At 71.7% G+C, this 19,963-nt stretch carries 15 protein-coding genes; 5 read left to right on the top strand and 10 right to left on the bottom strand.

From position 1 onward, the window contains the following. The first annotated feature begins 894 nt into the window (after positions 1-894). Complete coding sequence (locus AC156L_RS37725; protein WP_330875816.1) at positions 895-3,147, top strand: SulP family inorganic anion transporter; 2,253 nt, start codon at positions 895-897, stop codon at positions 3,145-3,147. A gap of 200 nt (positions 3,148-3,347) precedes the next feature. Here AC156L_RS37725 and AC156L_RS37730 read toward each other — a convergent pair whose 3' ends face one another. Beyond that, positions 3,348-3,848, bottom strand: a complete 501-nt coding sequence (locus tag AC156L_RS37730) for an ArsR/SmtB family transcription factor (protein WP_330875817.1) — start codon at positions 3,846-3,848, stop codon at positions 3,348-3,350. Positions 3,849-3,904: 56 nt separating this feature from the next. Between AC156L_RS37730 and AC156L_RS37735 the strand changes: the two genes are divergently transcribed. Then, a complete protein-coding gene (locus AC156L_RS37735) occupies positions 3,905-4,786 on the top strand; it encodes a S41 family peptidase (RefSeq protein ID WP_330875818.1) in 882 nt (293 codons plus the stop codon). 42 nt (positions 4,787-4,828) lie between these two features. On the opposite strand, the gene dacB is transcribed toward AC156L_RS37735, so the two are convergent. From dacB to AC156L_RS37750, 3 genes are all read right to left on the bottom strand, one after another. Continuing rightward, positions 4,829-6,382: a D-alanyl-D-alanine carboxypeptidase/D-alanyl-D-alanine endopeptidase gene (gene dacB / locus AC156L_RS37740; RefSeq protein WP_330875819.1), complete on the bottom strand. Its 1,554-nt coding sequence runs from the start codon at positions 6,380-6,382 to the stop codon at positions 4,829-4,831. Positions 6,383-6,762: 380 nt separating this feature from the next. Then, positions 6,763-8,199 carry an NADP-dependent phosphogluconate dehydrogenase gene (gene gndA, locus AC156L_RS37745; protein WP_330875820.1) on the bottom strand — a complete coding sequence of 479 codons (1,437 nt, stop codon included), beginning with the start codon at positions 8,197-8,199 and terminating at the stop codon, positions 6,763-6,765. Between the two features lie 57 nt (positions 8,200-8,256). Then, positions 8,257-8,856 (bottom strand): LysE family translocator, encoded by a 600-nt coding sequence (locus tag AC156L_RS37750; protein ID WP_330875821.1) that lies wholly within the window; start codon positions 8,854-8,856, stop codon positions 8,257-8,259. Between the two features lie 59 nt (positions 8,857-8,915). Between AC156L_RS37750 and AC156L_RS37755 the strand changes: the two genes are divergently transcribed. Next, positions 8,916-9,422 carry an Lrp/AsnC family transcriptional regulator gene (locus AC156L_RS37755; protein ID WP_330875822.1) on the top strand — a complete coding sequence of 169 codons (507 nt, stop codon included), beginning with the start codon at positions 8,916-8,918 and terminating at the stop codon, positions 9,420-9,422. A gap of 7 nt (positions 9,423-9,429) precedes the next feature. Here AC156L_RS37755 and AC156L_RS37760 read toward each other — a convergent pair whose 3' ends face one another. Genes AC156L_RS37760 through pyk form a run of 3 tightly spaced genes read right to left on the bottom strand, consistent with a single transcriptional unit; the run spans position 9,430 to position 12,440 of the window. After that, a complete protein-coding gene (locus AC156L_RS37760; RefSeq protein WP_330875823.1) occupies positions 9,430-10,080 on the bottom strand; it encodes a 50S ribosomal protein L11 methyltransferase in 651 nt (216 codons plus the stop codon). Further along, positions 10,077-11,006 (bottom strand): acyl-CoA thioesterase II, encoded by a 930-nt coding sequence (tesB, locus tag AC156L_RS37765; RefSeq protein ID WP_414719867.1) that lies wholly within the window; start codon positions 11,004-11,006, stop codon positions 10,077-10,079. Before tesB ends, AC156L_RS37760 begins: the two co-directional genes overlap by 4 nt. Positions 11,007-11,015: 9 nt before the next feature. Then, a complete protein-coding gene (pyk, locus tag AC156L_RS37770) occupies positions 11,016-12,440 on the bottom strand; it encodes a pyruvate kinase (RefSeq protein WP_330875824.1) in 1,425 nt (474 codons plus the stop codon). Positions 12,441-12,546: 106 nt separating this feature from the next. Between pyk and AC156L_RS37775 the strand changes: the two genes are divergently transcribed. Further along, positions 12,547-12,888, top strand: a complete 342-nt coding sequence (locus AC156L_RS37775) for a VanZ family protein (protein WP_330875825.1) — start codon at positions 12,547-12,549, stop codon at positions 12,886-12,888. On the opposite strand, the gene AC156L_RS37780 is transcribed toward AC156L_RS37775, so the two are convergent. Further along, positions 12,866-13,519 (bottom strand): DUF2461 domain-containing protein, encoded by a 654-nt coding sequence (locus AC156L_RS37780; protein ID WP_330875826.1) that lies wholly within the window; start codon positions 13,517-13,519, stop codon positions 12,866-12,868. The two genes, AC156L_RS37775 and AC156L_RS37780, sit on opposite strands and share 23 nt — an antisense overlap. A gap of 93 nt (positions 13,520-13,612) precedes the next feature. Here AC156L_RS37780 and AC156L_RS37785 point away from each other — a divergent pair, with 93 nt between their 5' ends. Further along, a complete protein-coding gene (locus AC156L_RS37785) occupies positions 13,613-15,616 on the top strand; it encodes a helicase-associated domain-containing protein (RefSeq protein WP_330875827.1) in 2,004 nt (667 codons plus the stop codon). Positions 15,617-15,731: 115 nt separating this feature from the next. Here the strand turns inward: AC156L_RS37785 and AC156L_RS37790 are convergent, their stop codons facing one another. Beyond that, complete coding sequence (locus AC156L_RS37790; RefSeq protein WP_330875828.1) at positions 15,732-17,237, bottom strand: glutamate synthase subunit beta; 1,506 nt, start codon at positions 17,235-17,237, stop codon at positions 15,732-15,734. After that, the coding region (locus tag AC156L_RS37795) for a glutamate synthase-related protein (protein ID WP_484407721.1) at positions 17,230-19,963 on the bottom strand (2,734 nt) is incomplete at its 5' end. The genes AC156L_RS37790 and AC156L_RS37795, both read right to left, overlap by 8 nt.

The following is a 19,963-nucleotide window of genomic DNA, read 5'->3' on the forward strand; positions in this document are numbered from 1 at the left end:
CCGCACGACCGCACGACCGCACGACCGCACGACCGCACGACCGCACGACCGCACGACCGCACGACCGCACGACCGCACGACCGCACGACCGCACCGAGGATCGGACCACGCTCGCCAGCGACCCGAACCCGCGCCCGTGTCGTGCCCCGCGCCCGAAGACCACAACACCCCGATTCCCCGGACGACGCTTCTTCCCCCACCCCTTCGGCGTCGTTCGGCACCGACCGTGGCGGAACCGACCACGACCCCCCGACCGGGGTCGGTTCCGCCACGGTCCCTCCTCGGTCTCCGCGCGCCAGTGCCACTACCTGGCGTGACCTCACTCTGATGATCGACACGTCCGGTTGAAACCCGTGTCGATTTCCCCACACCATCGTCCATCATGGACAGGACGCGACCTCCCGATCACGGATCGGGAAGTCCCGACGCGGGTTGTGCCGACACGTCCACGGTGCCGACACGGAGGTGCCTCTTGGCGTCCCATACTCACCGCGCCGAGGCCGAGTCAGCACTCGCCGCCTTCCGGCAGCACCTCGTGCTGCCTTCAGCACGCGGCGTCCCCTTAACGGCGCGCTAGCCGACACCGCCGCAGCGCGAAAACCGCACCGCGCCGACCACCACCGTCGCGCACCCCGCTCCGCCACCGACACCGAATCGCCGCCCCACCAACAACATCCCGCGCGATGCCGGCTCACCACAGCACCGCGAAACAACACCCGCGCACCCCGCCACCCCCACACCGCCCGCCCCGGACAGCTCGGCCAACTCACGCCGCCGCCCCACACCACTCAACCCACTCCACCGGCCCGCACCGCTCGCCCGCGCGGCCGCCAATCCACACCGCTCGACCCGCGCCACCGCGCGAACAACCACCACACCGCCTGAAGGGTCACCATGAACCGCCCCCGCTCCAACAAGTCCCACGCAGGTGAACACACCACGGCCGGCCCTCCGCTCCGCTTCCCCGCGTCGCTCCGGTTCGACCTCCCCGCCTCGTTCGTGCTCTTCCTCCTGGCCGTCCCGCTGTCCCTCGGCGTCGCGGCGGCCACGGGTGCGCCGCTCATCTCCGGACTCATCGCGTCCGTCGTGGGCGGCGTCGTCGCCGGACTGTTCGGCGGCGCTCCCCTCCAGGTCAGCGGTGCCGCGACCGGTGTCATGGTCGTCACGGCCGGACTGGTCCTCGACTACGGCTGGGCCGCCACGGCGGCGATCACCCTGGCCGCCGGCCTGGTGCAGATCGTCCTGGGTGTGACGAAGGTGGCCAGGCTGGCGCTGTCCCTGTCGCCCGCCGTGGTGCACGGGATGCTGGCGGGCATCGGCATCAGCATCGCCCTGGGGCAGCTGGTGATCGTGCTCGGCGGTCACGTCCACGCGACGACGCTGGCGAACCTCGCCGAACTGCCCGCGGAACTGCGCGGCTCCCACTTCGGCTCGGTCGTCGTGGGTGCCGTCGCCATCGCCGTGATGCTGATGTGGCGCAGGATCCCCCGCGCGGCCCTGGTGCCCGCCCCGCTGGCGGCGGTGCTGGCCGCGACCGCGACCGCCATCGCCCTCCGACTCGACGTGTCCACAGTGGACCTCCCCGACGCACCCCTGACCGACGTCGTCCTCCCCCGCCTGCCGGACGGCAGCGTCGGTGGCGTGGCGCTCGCGGTGGTGACCGTCGCGCTCGTGGCCAGCATGGAGTCGCTGCTGTCCGCCGTGGCGGTGGACAAGCTGCACGACGGCCCGCGCGCCGACCTGGACCGCGAACTCGTCGCGCAGGGCGCGGCGAACGCCGTGTCCGGCGCGCTCGGCGGCCTGCCGGTCAGCGGTGGCATCATCCGCGGTTCGGCGAACGTGGCCGCGGGCGCGCGCACGCGTGCCGCGACCGTCCTGCACGGCTTCTGGATCGTCGTCTTCGTGGTCGCCCTCGGCGGACTGCTGGAACTGATCCCCCTCGCGGGTCTGGCCGGTGTCCTCCTCGTGGTCGGTCTGCGCCTGGTGAGCCGCAACCGGGTGCGCAAGCTCGCCCAGCACGGCGAGATCACGCCCTACGTCGGCACGGTCGCGGGCGTGCTCGTGTTCGGCCTGGTGGAAGGCGTCCTGATCGGGATGGCCATCGCCGTGCTCAGGTCGCTGTACCGGTTGACCCACAGCACCGTGCGCGTCGACGAGGAGCCCGACGGCTGGCGGGTCTCGATCCGCGGCTCACTGGTGTTCCTCGGGGTGAGCAGGCTCGTGCGCGAACTCCGCCGCATCCCGCTGGGCAAGCGCGTCGTCCTGGAGCTGCACATCGACTTCATGGACCACGCCGCGTTCGAGGCGATCGACGACTGGCGCGGCGGCTACCAGCGGCTCGGCGGCCAGGTCGACGTCGACGAGGTGCACGACACCTGGTTCCGCAAGGCCATCGGCGGCAAGCCCGGTCTTCGCAAGACTCCCCCGTCTCCGCTGCCGCGCTGGTTCGCGCCGTGGTCGCACTGGCAGCGCACCCGCCCCGGCGACGCCGCCGACGTGGTGCTCCCGACGCAGCGCGGCGACACCGACCCGATGATCCGCGGCATGCACGAGTTCGAGCGGAACTCCGCGCCGCTGGTCCGCCCCTTCCTCGCCGAGCTGGCGGCACGCGGCCAACGCCCCCAGCAGCTGTTCATCACGTGCGCCGACTCGCGCGTGGTCCCGAACCTCATCACCAGCAGCGGCCCCGGCGACCTGTTCTGCGTCCGCAACATCGGCAACCTCGTCCCGGCCAGCGGCACCGAGGACTCGGTGGGCGCCGCGATCGAGTACGCCGTCGACGTGCTGGGGGTCGGCACGATCGCCGTCTGCGGCCACTCCCACTGCGGCGCGATGAGCGCGCTGGTCAACGGCGGCACCCGGCCCGGCACCGCGCTGACCTCGTGGCTGCGCCACGCCGACCCCAGCCTGATCCGCTTCCACGAACCCGCCGGGTCCCACGACCTGCCGGTCGTGGAACGGCTCAGCGTCGCCAACGTCGCCCAGCAGCTGGACAACCTCCTCACCTACCCCTCCGTGCGCGAAGCGGTCAACGCGGGCGCGCTCCGCCTGGTCGGCATGTACTTCGACATCTCCGCGGCCCGCGTCTACCTCGTGAACCCGGACCGCAACGCCCTGGAACCGCTCCGCACCCCCGCGAACCACTGACGTCGCGGGGATCGGGTCGCGCGGCGGGGAACCGGCGCGCGACCCACGGGGAACCGCCGGAAGCGCTGCGGCGCGCAGGCCGGGCGACGTGGCCCGGCCAGGGCGCGGTGGCGTGAGCGGGCGACGTGGTGCGGGCGGCGAAGGCTGCGGTGGGCATGGTCGAGACGGTACGGACGGGGTCTGACAATTTGTGAGCGGACCTACTCCGACCTGCGGTAGAGCGCCACGAGAACGCCGTGGACGGCCTCCTGGTCGCCCCCGTCCTCAGCCTCGTCGAGCAGGCGTTGCAGCTCGACGCCGAGCCGTTCGGCGGCGGAGGCCGTCAACCTCAGGTGGCGCAGCGAGACCAGCGGTTCCGACGCGCGGCTCACCTCGTGGGCCATCGCGGCGAACACGGCGGCGTTGTGCTCGGCCGGGGCCTCGTGGACCACGAGCTTGCGCGCGGTCCGCTGGTAGAGCTGCTCGGTGCCGCCGCGCACCTGGCGCGTCTCGGCGACCCTCACCATGCCCGCGTCGCGCAGCACCTTGAGGTGGTGCCCCACCGATCCCTTGTGGACGGCCAGCGCCGCGGCGAGTCCGCTGATCGTGGCGGGCTCCTGCCCCAGCGCGAACAGCAATCGTTGCCGCGTCGGGTGCGAGAGGGCCTTGAACTGCTCGGGGGTGCCGATCTCCAGGACTTCCCCAGGGGGCGGATCGCTCATGACGAAAGTGTCTAATTCTCTTGACGCTTTCGCAACCCCGACCCGAGACTGGGCTCATGGACACCGCCTCGATCGTCACGGAGATCCGCGCGCTCCTCGTGGAGCACTACGTCTTCCCGGAGGTCGCCGCCGAGCTGGACGCGGTGCTGCACAAGCGGAACACCGAGGGCGCCTACGCCTCCGCCGACACCGCGGAGGAACTGGGCAGGCTCGTCACGGCCGACCTCCAGTCCGTCAACGGCGACCGCCACCTGCGGCTCAAGCACCACACCGACGTGATCCCGGACGGCGACGACGCCGCGGCGATCCAGGAGATGACGAGGGAGGCCAAGCTCTCGCTCAACGGCGTGCCGCGGCTGCGCGCGCTGGACGGCGGGGTCGCGCACCTGGAGCTGGCACCGCTGCTGTTCCCGGTCGAGGTGTCCGGCGGAGCGGTCGCCGCCGCGCTCACCCTCGTGGCCGGAGCGGAGGCGCTGATCCTCGACCTGCGGGAGAACCGCGGCGGCGACCCGGCGACGGTGGCGCTGGTCTGCGGCTACCTGCTGGACGAGCCGACCCACCTGAACACGATGTACTTCCGCGACGGCGAGACCTACAGCCAGTCGTGGAGCCCCGCGCACGTGCCGGGCGAGCGGTTCGGCGGCACCAAGCCGATCTACGTGCTCACCAGCCCCCGCACGTTCTCCGGCGCCGAGGAACTGGCCTACGACCTGCAACAGCTCGGCCGCGCGACCGTCGTCGGCGAGCGGACCGGCGGGGGCGCGCACCCGCGGCGGGGGTTCAGGGTGCACCCGCACCTGGAGGCGACCGTCCCGACCGGGCGGGCGATCAACCCGGTGTCGGGCACCAACTGGGAACTGGTCGGCGTGGGCCCGGACATCGAGGTCCCCGCCGAGGACGCGCTGGACCGCGCGCTCCACGAGGCCCTGGCGCGATGAGGGGGCCCGCCGCGAACGACGGACCCCCTCCAACGGCCTAGGTCAGCAGGACTTGGTCCAGCTGCACTCCAGGTCCGTCCTGCGGTCCCCCTTGGTCGGGGCGGGCGCCTGGCGCTTCGACTGCACCTGCGGCTGGGCCTGACCGGCCTTGTCCGACGCGAGCCGGACGGCGATGGCGTCCTCGATGTCACGCGGCGGACCCGACACGAAGTCGTTCTGCATCAACGAGAACACCAGCTTGCGGCCGTCGGCGTTCGTGACGTAGCCGGACAGCGCCGTCACGCCCGTCATCGAGCCGGTCTTGGCGTGCAGGTTGTTCGCGGCGGCCGTGCCGCCCATGCGGTTGCGGAGCGTGCCGCCGACGAACCGGTCCTGCACGCCCGCGATCGGCAGCGCGCTGTACCAGTCCTGGAACCACGGCTTGCTGCGCGCCTTGCGCAGCACCGACACGAACAGGTCGGGCGAGAGCAGGTCCATCCTGGACAGTCCGGAGCCGTCGAACAGGTTCATCGTCAACGGGTTCGCGTCCAGGCCGGGCAGCGCCGCCTCCAGCGCGCTGATGCCCGCCGCCCAGGTGCCCTGGCCGGAGACCTTGCGGCCCATGGACTTGATGAGCGTCTCGGCGTGCAGGTTGTTGCTGAGCTTGAGGAACGGGATCAGCAGCTGGCGCAGGGTCATCGACTGGTGTTCGACCAGCACCTTCGCGGTCGAGGGCGCCGCGCGGAACTCGGTGCCGCCGGTGACGGTGATCCCGTGCGCCGCCAACGACTTGCGGAACAGGCCCGCGACGAGCGTGGTCGGGTCGTTCATCGAGATGTACTCGTAGTACGCCGCCGCACCGGGCGCGAGCGAGCCGCCGACGTTGACGACGTTCGTGCCGTGCGAGCGGTGCACGAAGACGCCGCTGTTGGTGCTGGTCGTGGCGTTGTTGCGGATCGTGAGGTCGACCGGCGGGATCAGGGTGACCTGCGCGGGCTGGCCCGCGGCGGCGCCGGGGCTCACCTTGACCGCGACCGAGCCGGAGTCGAAGTCGGTGTCCGGCGCGATGGTCAGCGCGGAGGTCTGCGCGCTGTAGTAGTACGGCTCGTCGTCCCACGCCCAGCCGGTGCCGAGCGGGATCGAGTCGAACCAGCTGTCGTCGGCCACCAGCGCGCCGCGCACCGTGCGCAGGCCGGTCGCGGCGAGCTTCGCCGCCAGGTCGTCGTAGTCGGCGGCGAGCATCGTCGGATCGCCGGTGCCGCGCAGGAACAGGTCGCCGACCAGCTCCGTGCCCTGGACGGTCGCGGACGAGCGCAGGTCGGTCGTCCAGCGGTGGTCGGGGCCGAGGGTGTCGAGCGCCGTGGCGGAGGTGATCAGCTTGGCCGTGGAACCGGGCTGGAAGCGGGTGTTGCCGGATCTGGTGTAGACGTTCTCGCCGGTGTCGGCGTCCTTCACCACCAGTCCCACGGTGGCTCCCACGAGGCGGGAGTCGGAGAGGATGCGGTCGAGGTCCGCGGCGAGCGGGTCGGCGTCCACCGCTGTCGCGGCACCGCCGGAGAGACCGAGCACGAGCGTCAGGGACGCGAGCAGGGCTAGCAGTCGTGGCCTTCGGATCATGAACCGATTGTGCCGCTACCCGGGGGGCGGGTGTCATGAGGGTCACTCACATCGCCACGGAACCTCCCCACCTCGTCCACACTCGGATCATGACGGGAACGCTCGTGGAGTTCGGTGGTCTGCCCGGCGCCTGGGGCTGGTCGGCTGCGAGTCCCAGCGGATGTATCGGCTGCGAGTTCCAGCGGGGTGTGGCCGATTTGACCTGGGGACCCCTCATTTGACCCTTTGTCGGGCCAAAACGGCAGGTGGTGAAGCTTGCCGCCCGACTAATTGCAAGGGTCAAATCCCCAAGTCAAATCGGCCACGTTCTCAAGCGGTGGCTGTCAGTTCCGTCGTGGTTTGGTTTTTTTCTTGCTCTTGTTGCTCTTGTTGTTGTTTGGTCAGGCGTCGACCTGGCTGCGGTCGCCGGACCAGAGGGTGTGGAAGCTGCCGTCGCGGTCGGTGCGGCGGTAGGTGTGGGCGCCGAAGAAGTCGCGCAGCCCCTGGATCAGGGCGGCGGGGAGGCGCTCCGAGCGCAGGCCGTCGTAGTAGGCCAGTGCGGAGACGAAGCCGGGGACCGGGACGCCTGCCTGGACGGCGCCCACGACCACTCGGCGCCAGGCCGCCTCGGCGTTCTGGACGGCTTCGCGGAAGTAGTCGTCCACGAGCAGGGACGCCAGTTCCGGGCTGCCGTCGTAGGCCTCGCGGATGCGGTCGAGGAAGCGGGCGCGGATGATGCAGCCGCCGCGCCAGATCGTGGCCATGGCGCCCAGGTCCAGGTCCCAGCCGTACTCCTTGCTGGCCGCGCGCATCTGGTCGAAGCCCTGGGCGTAGGCGACCACCTTGGACGCGTACAGCGCCTGGCGGACGTCGTCGACCAGGCCGTCGGTCACGGTCTTGGCCACCTCGGACGCGCCGAAGGCGTCGCGGACGGCTTTGCGCTGGTCCACGCGGCCCGACAGGGAGCGGGCGAAGACGGCCTCGGCGATGCCCGTGACGGGAACGCCCAGCTCCAGGGCCTCCTGGACGGTCCAGCGGCCGGTGCCCTTCTGCTCGGCCTCGTCGGCGATGACCTCGACGAGCGCCTTGCCGCTGTCGGCGTCCACGTGGGACAGCACGTCGGCGGTGATCTCGATGAGGTACGACTCCAGGTCGCCCTCGTTCCACTCGCGGAACACGTCGGCGATCTCGGCGGGCGTCTTGCCGCCCGCGCGCAGCAGCAGGTCGTAGGCCTCGGCGATGAGCTGCATGTCGGCGTACTCGATGCCGTTGTGCACCATCTTCACGAAGTGGCCCGCGCCGTCCGGTCCCACGTGGACGCAGCACGGGGTGCCGTCGACGACGGCCGCGATGCTCTCCAGCACCGGGCCGAGGTGGACGTAGGACTCCTTGGAGCCGCCGGGCATGATGCTGGGGCCGTTGAGCGCGCCCTCCTCGCCGCCGGAGATGCCCGCGCCGACGAAGTGCAGGCCCTTCTCGCGCAGCGCGGCTTCACGGCGGCGGGTGTCGGCGTAGTGGGCGTTGCCGCCGTCGATCACCATGTCGCCCTCGTCGAGCAGCGGCGTCAGCTCGTCGATCACCGCGTCGGTGGGCGCGCCCGCCTTGACCATGATGATGATCTGGCGGGGCTTCTGGAGGCTCGCGACGAGTTCTTCCGCGGTCTCGGCCGGGACGAAGTCACCCTCGTGGCCGTGCTGTTCGATCAGGAGCTTGGTCCTGCTGTAGGACCGGTTGTGGACGGCTACCCGGTGTCCGTGCCGGGCGAGGTTGCGGGCCAGGTTGCTGCCCATCACAGCGAGTCCGGTTACCGCGATCCGTGCCGTTGCCTCGGTTGTCATCTGCACAGCCTGCCTAAAATCCGGCCGCAGTGCGAGGGGACGAGCGTCATAGCGCCGTCACGCCGCCAGAACCGTGGCAGCCATGCCGATGAGGGTCGCGCCGCACAGCCGTTCGAACACCGGCCGGACCCCCGGCCTGGCCAGCACCACGGCCAGCCTCCCGGCCAGCGGCACCACCAGCGCCCAGAACGCGGCGAACACGCCGACGGTCACCGCCGACAGCAGCGCGGCCTGCGGCAGCGGCGGCGCGGACGGGTCCATGGCCTGCGGGATCAGGCTCAGGAACGTCAGCATGACCTTCGGGTTGAGCAGGTCGCACAGCACGCCCCTGAGGAACGCCGACCGGCCCGACACCGCCTTGGGGCTTGCCGTGAGCGTGCCGTTCCTGGCCGCGCGCAGCGTCATGACGCCGAGGTGGGCGAGGTAGAGGGCACCGACCACCTTGATCGCCAGCAGGGCCGCGGGCACGGCCACCACGAGCGCCGACACGCCGAGCGTGGCGAGGGCGCCGTGGACGAGCAGCCCGCACACGACGCCGAGCGCGGTGAGGGCGCCGAGCCGCACGCCGCGGACGGCGTTGCCGGTGACGAGGACGAAGTCCGGACCCGGCACGATCGCGATCACCGCGAGCGCGAGCAGGAAGGAGGTGAGGTGCACGCGGGGATCATCGGCTTCCGGTTCGGCGGGAAACCAGCGGAAACCTAGGATGTTCGGTTGTGAGAGAAACAGCCGAACTGGATTCGGTGGACTGGCGGATCCTGGAGGAGTTGCAGAACGACGCGACCCTCCCCAACCGCACCCTCGCCGAACTGGTCGGTCTGGCGCCGTCGAGCTGCCTGCAACGCGTGCGCCGCCTCCGCGAACTCGGTGTCATCACGGGCTTCCACGCCGTGGTGGACCCGCGCACCACCGGCCTGTCGCTGGAGGCCGTCGTCTCGGTCAACGTCCGCCCGCACACCCGGCCCGTCGTGGCCGCGTTCCGCCAGTTCCTGATGGCGCAGCCGGAAACGCGGTCGATCTTCCACGTGAGCGGGCAGGCGGACTTCCTGGTGCACATCGCGGTCACGGACAGCACGCACCTCCAGGCGTTCCTGATGGACAAGGTCGCGTCCAGGACGGAGGTGCGGAACCTCACCAGCTCGGTGGTGCTCGAACGGGTGGAGACCCGCGCCCTCACACCGCCGACGGGCGTGAAGGCGCGTCGGCGGCGGGTGGAGCCCTGACGCGGGTTTACCCCGCGGAGCGGTCGAACGCCCAGACCGAGACCTTCGCCTCCTCGGCCTGGACCAGCGGCAGCCACGACGGGTGCACCGGCAGCGAGGCCGTGGCGAGGCGGCGGGGTGCGCGGCGGAGGGTTTCCAGCGGCAGGACGTCGGCCGCGGTGGTGCGGACCTCGTGGCAGCGGGCGTGGTCGAGGACCAGGCGGAGGCCGTCCAAGCCGTCCCGACCGCCGCCGTCGTGCAGGTGGCGGTCCTCCGGTTCCACGGCGTCGAGCAGGTGCGACGGGCGTTGGGGCGGGTTGACGGCCAGCACGTCGGCGTCCAGGACGCCCAGCTGGGTGAAATCCGCCTGCCACAGCGACAGCCGGTCACGGGCCGAGGCGCCCAGCAGCCGTTCGACGTTGGCGGCCGTGTCGCGCAGCGCTGCCTCGTCGCGGTCCAGCGCGACGACGTGGGTCGCGCCCGCCGACAGGGCCGCGACGGTGATCAGACCGGCGCCGCACCCGGCGTCCAGGACGGTCCGGCCCCACACGTCGCTCAACGTCGACGCGAGCAGGCCGGAGAACTCCGTCGGGCGGTGCACACCGGGGCTCGCGGTGAGGGTGGTACCGAGCCGGTGCCACGCGGTCCAGGCGGCGCCGGGAAGGGGGACGTCGGTCACGAGACGACCCGCAGCAGCCCCTCCTGGACCACGGTGGCGACGAGCCTGCCGTCCTGGCTGAAGAACCTGCCGGTCGCGAGGCCGCGCCCTCCGGAGGCGCTGGGGGACGCGCAGTCGTAGAGGAACCACTCGTCGGCGCGGAACCGGCGGTGGAACCACATGGCGTGGTCGAGGCTCGCGCCGAGGACCTTGTCCGTGCCCCAGTAGACGCCGTGCTTGACCAGGATCGAGTCCAGCAGCGTCATGTCCGAGGCGTAGGCGAGCACGCAGACGTGCAGCAGGGCGTCGTCGCCGAGCTTGCCGTCCGCGCGCATCCACACCTGGCTGCGCGCCTCGCCCGGACCGTCCTCGCGGGACTCCCACGGCGGCTCGGTGACGTACCGGACGTCGATGGGCCTCGGCAGGCGCGTGTGGCCGAGCTGGTCGTGGTAGCTCTTGGACGCCTCGGCGTAGGTCGGCAGCGACTCGGGGTCCGGCACGTCCGGCATCGGCTCGGCGTGGTCCATGCCGGTCTCGTCCTTCTGGAACGAGGCGGACAGGGAGAAGATCGCCTTGCCGTGCTGGATGCCGACGACGCGCCTGGTCGTGAACGAGCGGCCGTCGCGGATGCGGTCGACCTCGTAGACGATCGGCACGGTCGGGTCACCGCCGCGGATGAAGTACGAGTGCAGCGAGTGCACGTGGCGCTCGGGCGGCACCGTCCGGCCCGCCGCGACGAGCGCTTGCCCCGCGACCTGCCCGCCGAACACCCGGACCGGGGATTCGGCGGGGCTCACGCCGCGGAAGATGTTCTCCTCGATGCGTTCGAGGTCGAGCAGCGCCACGAGCCGGTCGAGCACGGGCTGCCCGTGCGGGACCCCGTCGCTGTCCAACGGGGCGTCCTGGGCCGCGAAACGCGCGGCCGCGGCACGGGCAGCCTCTGTCAACGTCTTCTCCTAGGCGTGGTCGTCCTCGCCCAGGCGGTGCACCCGGATGAGGTTCGTGGAGCCTACGGTCCCCGGAGGGGAGCCTGCCACGACGACCACCAGGTCGCCCGCCTGGTAGCGGCCGATGTCGAGCATGGAGAGGTCCACCTGGCGGACCATCTCGTCCGTCGACTCCACCTTCGGCACCAGGAACGTCTCGGTGCCCCACGTCAGCGAGAGCTGCGCGCGGACCTCCTGCTCGGGCGTGAACGCGAGCAGCGGCAACGGGGTGTGCAGGCGGGCGAGCCGCCGCACGGTGTCGCCGGACTGGGTGAACGCGACCAGGGCCTTGGCGTTGAGGCGCTCGCCGATGTCGCGGGCCGCGTAGGAGATCACGCCGCGCTTGGTGCGCGGGACGTGCGTCAGCGGCGGCACGACGGTCGACTCGGTCTCGACGGCCACGATGATGCGGCTCATCGTCTGCACGGACTCGATGGCGTAGCGGCCGACGCTGGTCTCACCGGAGAGCATGAGGGCGTCGGCGCCGTCCAGCACCGCGTTCGCGACGTCGGACGTCTCGGCGCGGGTCGGGCGGGAGTTGGTGATCATCGAGTCGAGCATCTGGGTCGCCACGATGACCGGCTTGGCGTTCTCGCGGGCGATCTGGATCGCCCGCTTCTGCACCAGGGGCACGTGCTCCAGCGGCAGTTCGACGCCGAGGTCGCCGCGGGCGACCATGACGCCGTCGAAGGCCAGGACGATGGCCTCCAGGTTGTCCACGGCTTCCGGCTTCTCGATCTTCGCGATCACCGGGAGGCGCTTGCTGCCCACGCGGTCCATGACCTGGTGGACCAGGTCGATGTCGGCGGGCGAGCGGACGAAGGACAGCGCGATGAAGTCCACGCCGAGCGACAGCGCGAACTCGAGGTCCTCGACGTCCTTCTCGGACATGGCGGGCACGGAGACGTCCATGCCCGGCAGGGACAAGCCCTTGTTGTTGCTGACGGGACCGCCTTCGGTCACCTCGCAGACGACGTCCGGGCCCTCGACGTCGGTGACCACGAGGCCCACCTTGCCGTCGTCCACGAGCAGCCGGTCGCCGACCTTGGCGTCCTTGGCGAGTTCCTTGTAGGTGGTGGAGACCCGGTCGTGCGTGCCCGACACGTCCTCGACGGTCACGCGCACGATGTCACCGGTGCGCCATTCCACGGGACCGGCTGCGAACCGGCCCAGGCGGATCTTGGGGCCCTGGAGGTCCGCCAGGATGCCCACCGCACGCCCCGACTCGTTCGCGGCTGCGCGAACGGTGTCGTAGACCTGCTTGTGGTCGGCATGGCTGCCGTGGCTGAAGTTCATCCTCGCCACGTCCATACCGGCCGCTACGAGCTCGCGCACCTTCTCAGGGGACGAGGTAGCGGGGCCCATGGTACAGACGATCTTTGCGCGTCGACTCACGTTGGGAGAGGATAGTCCCCTTTACTGGACCGATCCCGAACTACCCGTCGGTAAGTTGCTCACAGGCACGATATTCAGGGGTAACACGGGGGACATAGGGGTGCTGGTGCGCAAATATCTTCCGTTCGTGGTCGCGATGTCGCTCAGCGTCATCGTGCTGTTCACCCCGGAGTCGGGCGTGCCGAGCTCACCGCCCGGCACGGACAAGGTCGTCCACTGCCTGCTGTTCGCCCTGCTCGCGTTCACCGGCCTGCTCGCCCGGCCGCGGTGGATCCTGCTCGCGCTCGTCGGCTACGCGGCGCTGTCCGAGGTGCTCCAGGAGCTGATCACCCCGCTCCACCGCAGCGGCGACGTCCTGGACGCGCTGACCGACGTCGTCGGCATCGGACTCGGGTGGGGCGTGGCGGTGCTCGTCGCGCGCCGGGTCAGCGCCAGGGCTTCTCGCTGACGCCCACGTGGTCGACGCACCACTCGTTGAACGCCTTCAGCTCCCGCCAGGACGTCAGGACGCGCTCGCCGCAGCCCGGCTCGTGCAGGGTGTCGTCCGGCGGCCACACCTTGGCCGCGTAGACCGTCCGGTGCTTGAGCAGTTCGAGCCTCGGGTGCTCCGGGTCGACGCCGCGGGGCTTGGTCTTGAGCCGGTCGCCCCGGACGTCCCAGCCGGACTTCTCCAGCTTCGCCAGGATCTTCTCCAGCTCGCGCCCGCGCCGGTCGTCGTCCACGGCCGTGCGGAACCGCGCGAGCTGGTCGGACGCCATCGCGAACGACCCGCCGCCGACCAGCAGCCCTTCGACGCCGACCTGGACGTAGAAGGCACCGCCGCCGCGACCCTGTTCGACGACACCGCCGCAATGCGTCTTGTAGGGCGTCTTGTCCTTGCTGAAACGAACGTCCCGGAAAGGCCGGAACACCTTGCCCTCGCCGAACTCCGGCGCGAGGTCCGCGAGCAGCGCCACCATCGGCGCGCGGACGTCCTGCTGGTAGGTGGCCTTGTTGGCCTCCCAGTACACCTTGGAGTTGTCCGCTTCCAAGCCGTCGAAGAAGTCGATCGCGTGTTCCCCGAATCCGCTGAATTCCACGCCGTACAGCTTACGTTCCCCCATTGGTGGCATATTCGTTCGGCGTGTCGGAATCACCTCTTCGGCGCCCGAGGGATGTGCATAATCAGCTGAGTGGCCAGGAGATCCGCGCTCGCGACGTGGTTGCACCAGCTCGACCCCGCCGACCTCGAGAAGATCCTCCTGCGCCGCGCGGACGCGGCCGAGACCCAGCCGCACACGCTGCGCAGGCTCGCCGACGAGCTCTCCGTCGTCTCCTCCGTCCGCCGCGCCGTGGACGCGCTCGACCAGGGCTGCCTCGACGTGCTGAACACCGCGCTGCACCTGGGCGAGGGCATGTCCGTGGAGGTGCTGGCGAAGGCGCTGCGGGTGGCGCGCCAGGACCGCGGCTTCACCCGCGCGCTGGCCAGGCTCCGGGAGTCCGCGCTGCTGTGGCCGATCGGCGAGGGGTGCCTGCGGACGATCGGCGGTCTGCGGCCGATCGACGCGCCGCCGGAGCGCATCACGCCCGCGCCGCCGCCCGCGCGGCGGTCGGACCGGGTGGGGACGTGCGTCGAGGACTCGGCCTCCGCCCCAGCGTCGTCCACTGTGGACGGCGTCACCCGGCTCGTCGAGCTGTGCGACGCCCAGGCCGTCGCGGTCCGGCGGTACGGCGGCGGCATCGGCATCCGGGAGCTGCGGCGGATGGCGTCGGTGCTGCACGCCGACGAGCAGCGGGTGCGGCTGTGGGTGGAGCTGGCCGTCCACGCGGAACTGCTGGCCGTGGAGGAACCGGACCGGCGGGCGCTGGTGAACGGCGGGGAGACGCCGCAGCACCTGCTGCCGTCGACGACGTCGGACGACTGGCGCGCGGCCCCGCCCGCGCGGCGGCTGGTCGACCTCGTGCGGGCGTGGCCGCGGATGAACTGGGCGCCCGCCACGGCGAAACCCCGGTCGGCGCTGGCCGACCAGGTGTCGGACCTCGGTGCCGCGATCCGAGCGGGCGTGCTGACCCGGTTCGCCGAGGAGCCGGACACGGTGGTGGTGAACGTCGGGGACGTGGTGGCCGAGCTGTCGTGGCGCGTGCCCGCCGTGCACAACACCGCGTGCACGGCCGCGGCGGTCGCCGAGGCCGAGGCGCTCGGGCTGGTGTCGCTGGGGTGCCTCACCGAGCTGGGGCGCGCGCTCCTGGTCGACGAGGGGGTGGAGGAGGCGGCCGACCGGCTGATCCCACCCGCCACCGGTGTCGCGCGGTTCCAGGCCGACCTGACCGCCGTGGTGAGCGGGCTGCCCACGGCGCCGCTGAGCGCGCTGCTGGACTCGGTCGCGGAGTCCGACGAGCGGGACACGGCGTCGGTGTGGCGGTTCTCCGCCGAGAGCGTGCGGCGGGCGCTGGACGGCGGGCGGGACGCGGACCGGTTGCTGGCCGAGCTGGCGGCGGTCGCGGAGAACGAGCTGCCGCAGCCGTTGACGCACCTGGTGCGGGACGTGGAGCGGCGGCACGGGCAGGTGACCGTCACCCCGGTGGCCTGCTGCGTGCGGACCGCGGATCCGGGGCTGTTCGACGAGATCGCGCAGCACCGGTCGCTGCGCTGCCTGGAGCTGGTCGTGCTGGGGCCGGGGGTGCTGGCCTCGTCGAAGTCCGCCGAGGAGACCCTGGACGCGCTGCGGGCGGCGGGGTACGCGCCCACGTCGTCCGACCCCGCGGGCGCCCCGATCATCGGCCGGGTGGAGCGGCGGCGGATCGTGCCCAACAGACCGAAGCCGGTGGCGGGTCGGCCGCACCGGCGCACACCGCTCACGCGGACGGAGGCGTCGCGGCTGGCGGCCGACCTGATCCAGCGGGAGCAGCCCGAACCACCACCCCCGCCCAAGCAGGCCGAGTCGCGGCGGATCAGCACGGCCAGGACGCTGCGGGACCAGTCGCTGTTCCTGCCGGACGCGGAGGTGGTCCTGCTGGCCGAGGCCCTGGTCGCGGGGACGTCGGTGGAGATCCAGGTGGCCAGCGGGCCGCGGCGGACGGTCGGGCACGTGATCACGCCGGTCGGGCACGCGTCCGGGAACCTGACGGCCACCACCGACGGCGGGCCGCGCGAGTTCCCCGTCAGCCACATCCGGTCGGTGCGGGCGCTCGGGTGATCCCCCGCGGTCAGCCGCCCACCTCGTCGAGGACGTCGAGCACCACGCCGGCTCGCCACCGTGGCGGTGAGGCACTGTCCGGCCGCGACTCCGTTGTCGCGGCCGGACAGCGGGTCTACACGACCGCCAGCGGGATCAGGTTCGGGATCACCGGGGACGGCAGGTCGGAGGAGCCGGTCAGGAAGCGGTCGACCGCGTTCGCGACCGAGCGGCCCTCCGCGATGGCCCACACGACCAGCGACGCGCCGCGGTGGGCGTCGCCGCAGACGAAGACGCCGGGCGCCGTGGTCTGCCAGTCGGCGCCGCACGAGATGGTGCCGCGCGGGGTGAGGGTGATGTCCAGGTCGTCCAGCAGCCGCATGTGCTCCACGCCCTCGAAGCCGATGGCCAGCAGCACCATGTCGGCGGGCAGGACCTCGACCTCCTCGGACAGCGGCACGACCTGGCGGCGGCCGTTGGCGTCCTTCTCCACCCTCACCTTGCGGAGCTTGATCTCGCGCACGTGGCCCTCGGCGTCGCCGACGAAGCTCTCCACCGCCACGGCGAACCTCCGCTCGCCCGCCTCCTCGTGGGCGGCGTAGGTGCGCAGGATCCACGGCCACACGGGCCACGGGGAGCGCTCGTCGTCGCGCTGCGACGGGGGCATCGGGTACTGGTCGAGCTGGAGCACCGACGCCGCGCCCTCGCGGACGGCCGTGCCGTAGCAGTCGGCCCCGGTGTCGCCGCCGCCGATCACCACCACGTGCTTGCCCGCCGCGGACAGGGGGGACGGGCCGTCGCCCTCCACCGCGCGGTTCGCCGGGACGAGGTGGTCCATCGCGAGGTGCACGCCGTCCAGCTCGCGGCCGGGGGTCGTGGTGTCGTCACGGCCGCGCAGCGCGCCCACGGCGAGCACGACGGCGTCGAACGCGGCGCGCAGCTGCTCCACGGTGAGGTCCACGCCGACCTCGACGCCGGTGACGAACTTGGTGCCCTCCTTGCGGAGCTGCGCCAGGCGCCGGTCGAGGACCTTCTTCTCCATCTTGAACTCGGGGATGCCGTAGCGCAGCAGTCCGCCGAGCCGGTCGTCGCGTTCGTAGACCGTGACGTGGTGGCCCGCGCGGGTGAGCTGCTGGGCGGCGGCCAGACCGGCCGGACCGGAACCGACCACGGCGACCTTCTTGCCGGAGGAGACCGTGGACTGGCTGGCGTGCACCAGGCCCTGCTCCCACGACACGTCGGCGATGGCCTGCTCGACGCGCTTGATCGCGACCGCTCCCCCGGCGTCCGGGGTGATCGCCAGGACGCACGCCGCCTCGCACGGGGCGGGGCAGAGGCGGCCGGTGAACTCGGGGAAGTTGTTGGTCGCGTGGAGCCGGTCCGACGCCAACTCCCAGTCACCGCGGCGAACCAGGTCGTTCCACTCCGGGATCAGGTTGCCCAGCGGGCAACCCGCGCTGCCGGAGTGGCAGAACGGGATGCCGCAGTCCATGCACCGGCTCGCCTGCGTGCGGACCTGCTTGTCGCGGGCCTCCGGCTCGGGCGTCTGGTAGACCTCGCGCCAGTCCTGGACGCGCTCGTCCACGGGCCGCTTCTTCGCGTCGGCCCTGTCGTGCTTGAGAAAACCCTGCGGGTCAGCCACGGGAGGCCTCCATGATCGCCGTGTCCACGTCCCGGCCTTCGGCGCGCGCGAGCCTCATCGCTTCGAGCACGCGCGCGTAGTCGCGGGGCATGACCTTGGTGAACGACGCGGAACGGCGGGGCCAGTCGCCCAGCAGGGAGGCGGCCACCGCGGATCCGGTGAGCTGGTGGTGCCGGGTGACGATCTCCTTGAGCCAGCGGAGGTCGTCGGGCGACGGGCGCTGGAGTTCGACCATCGCCTTGTTCACGTCGGCGGGGTCGAGGTCCAGCAGGTAGGCGATGCCGCCGGACATGCCCGCGGCGACGTTGCGGCCGGTCGGGCCGAGCACCACCGCGCGGCCACCGGTCATGTACTCGAACGCGTGGTCGCCGACGCCCTCGGAGACGGCCACCGCGCCGGAGTTGCGGACGCAGAAGCGTTCGCCGACCCGGCCGCGCAGGAAGATCTCGCCGCTGGTGGCGCCGTAGCCGATCACGTTGCCCGCGATCACCTGGCGTTCGGCGGCGAACGCCGAGTCCTCGTGCGGGCGGACGACGACGCGGCCACCGGACAGGCCCTTGCCGACGTAGTCGTTGGCGTCGCCGACCATGTCGAGGGTCACGCCGGAGGGCAGGAACGCGCCGAGCGACTGCCCCGCGGACCCGGTGAGGGTCACGTGGATCGTGTCGTCCGGCAGGCCGTCGCCGCCGAAGCGGCGGGTGACCTCCGCGCCCAGCAGCGTGCCGACGGTGCGGTTGACGTTGCGCACCGGCAGTTCCAGGCGCACCGGGATCGCGTCCTCCAGCGCACCCTCGGCGAGCTGGAGCAGCGTGCGGTCCAGCGCGTGCTCCAGGCCGTGGTCCTGGTCGCGGACGCGGCGCTTCGCCGACGGGTACCGGGTCTCCGGCACCGCGAAGACCGGCGACAGGTCGAGCCCGTCGGCCTTCCAGTGGTCCATGGCGGGCGCGGTGTTCAGCAGCTCGGCGTGGCCGACGGCCTCGTCGATCGTGCGGAAACCCAGTGCCGCCAGGTGTTCCCGGACCTCCTGCGCGACGAACTCGAAGAAGTTCACCACGTGGTCGGCCTGGCCGGTGTACCGCTCGCGCAGCACCGGGTTCTGCGTCGCCACGCCCACCGGACAGGTGTCCAGGTGGCAGACGCGCATCATCACGCACCCGGCGACGATCAGCGGGGCGGTCGCGAAGCCGAACTCCTCCGCGCCGAGCAGCGCGGCCACGACGACGTCGCGGCCGGTGCGCAGCGCGCCGTCGACCTGGACCGTGATGCGGTCGCGCAAACCGTTGAGCAGCAACGTCTGCTGCGTCTCGGCGAGCCCGATCTCCCACGGCGTCCCGGCGTGCTTGAGCGAGTTCAACGGGGACGCGCCGGTGCCGCCGTCGTGGCCGGAGATCAGGACGACGTCCGCGTGCGCCTTCGCCACGCCCGTCGCGACCGTGCCGACGCCGATCTCGCTGACCAGCTTCACGTGGACGCGGGCCTGCTCGTTCGCGTTCTTCAGGTCGTGGATGAGCTGCGCGAGGTCCTCGATGGAGTAGATGTCGTGGTGCGGCGGCGGCGAGATGAGGCCGACGCCCGGCGTGGAGTGCCGGGTGCGCGCGATCCACGGGTACACCTTGTAGCCGGGCAGCTGCCCGCCCTCGCCGGGCTTCGCGCCCTGCGCCATCTTGATCTGGATGTCCGTGCCGTTGACCAGGTACTCGCTGGTCACGCCGAACCGGCCGGACGCGACCTGCTTGACCGCCGAGCGCCGCTCGGGGTCGTACAGGCGCTCGCGGTCCTCGCCGCCCTCACCGCTGTTGGACCGGCCGCCGAGCCGGTTCATCGCGATGGCGAGCGTCTCGTGGGCCTCGGCCGAGATGGAGCCGTAGGACATGGCGCCGGTGTTGAAGCGCTTGACGATGGAGCTGACCGGCTCGACCTCGTCGATCGGCACGGGCTGGCGGCCCTCGGTGAGCAGCTCGAACAGGCCGCGCAGCGTGCCGCCCTCGCGGGCGAGGCGCTCGACCTCCTCGGTGTACTGGCGGTACACCTCGGCCTTGCGGGTCTTCGTGGCGTGCTGGAGCAGGAACACCGTCTCCGGCGTGAACAGGTGCAGCTCGCCCTCGCGGCGGTACTGGTACTCGCCACCGACCTCGAGCCGGCGGTGCACGCGGTCCGTCGGGTTGTCCGGGTGCGCACGGCGGTGGCGCAGGGCCACCTCCTCGGCCAGCACGTCCAGGCCGGCCCCGCCGAGCTTGGACTGCGTGCCGGTGAAGTACTCGTCCAGCAGGTCGTTCGACAGGCCGACGGCCTCGAAGATCTGCGCGGCGGTGTAGGCGCCGACCGTCGAGATGCCCATCTTCGACATGATCTTCAGGACGCCCTTGACGAGCGCCTTGACGTAGTTGCGGATCGCCTTGTGCGCCGGCACACCGGTGATGGCGCCCTGGCTGATCAGGTCCTCGATCGTCTCGAACGCGAGGTACGGGTTCACCGCGGCGGCGCCGTAGCTCAGCAGCGCGGCGACGTGGTGGACCTCGCGGCAGTCACCGGACTCGACGACGAGCGCGACGCGCAGGCGTTCCTTGGTGCGCACCAGGTGGTGGTGCACCGCGGAAACCAGCAGCAGCGACGGGATCGGCGCCATGCGGTGGTCCGAGTCGCGGTCGCTGAGCACCAGTGTGCGAGCACCGTTCGCGATGGCCTCCGACGCCTCGCGACGCACGCGCTCGACGGCCTGGCTCAGC

The organism is Umezawaea sp. (assembly GCF_057122925.1).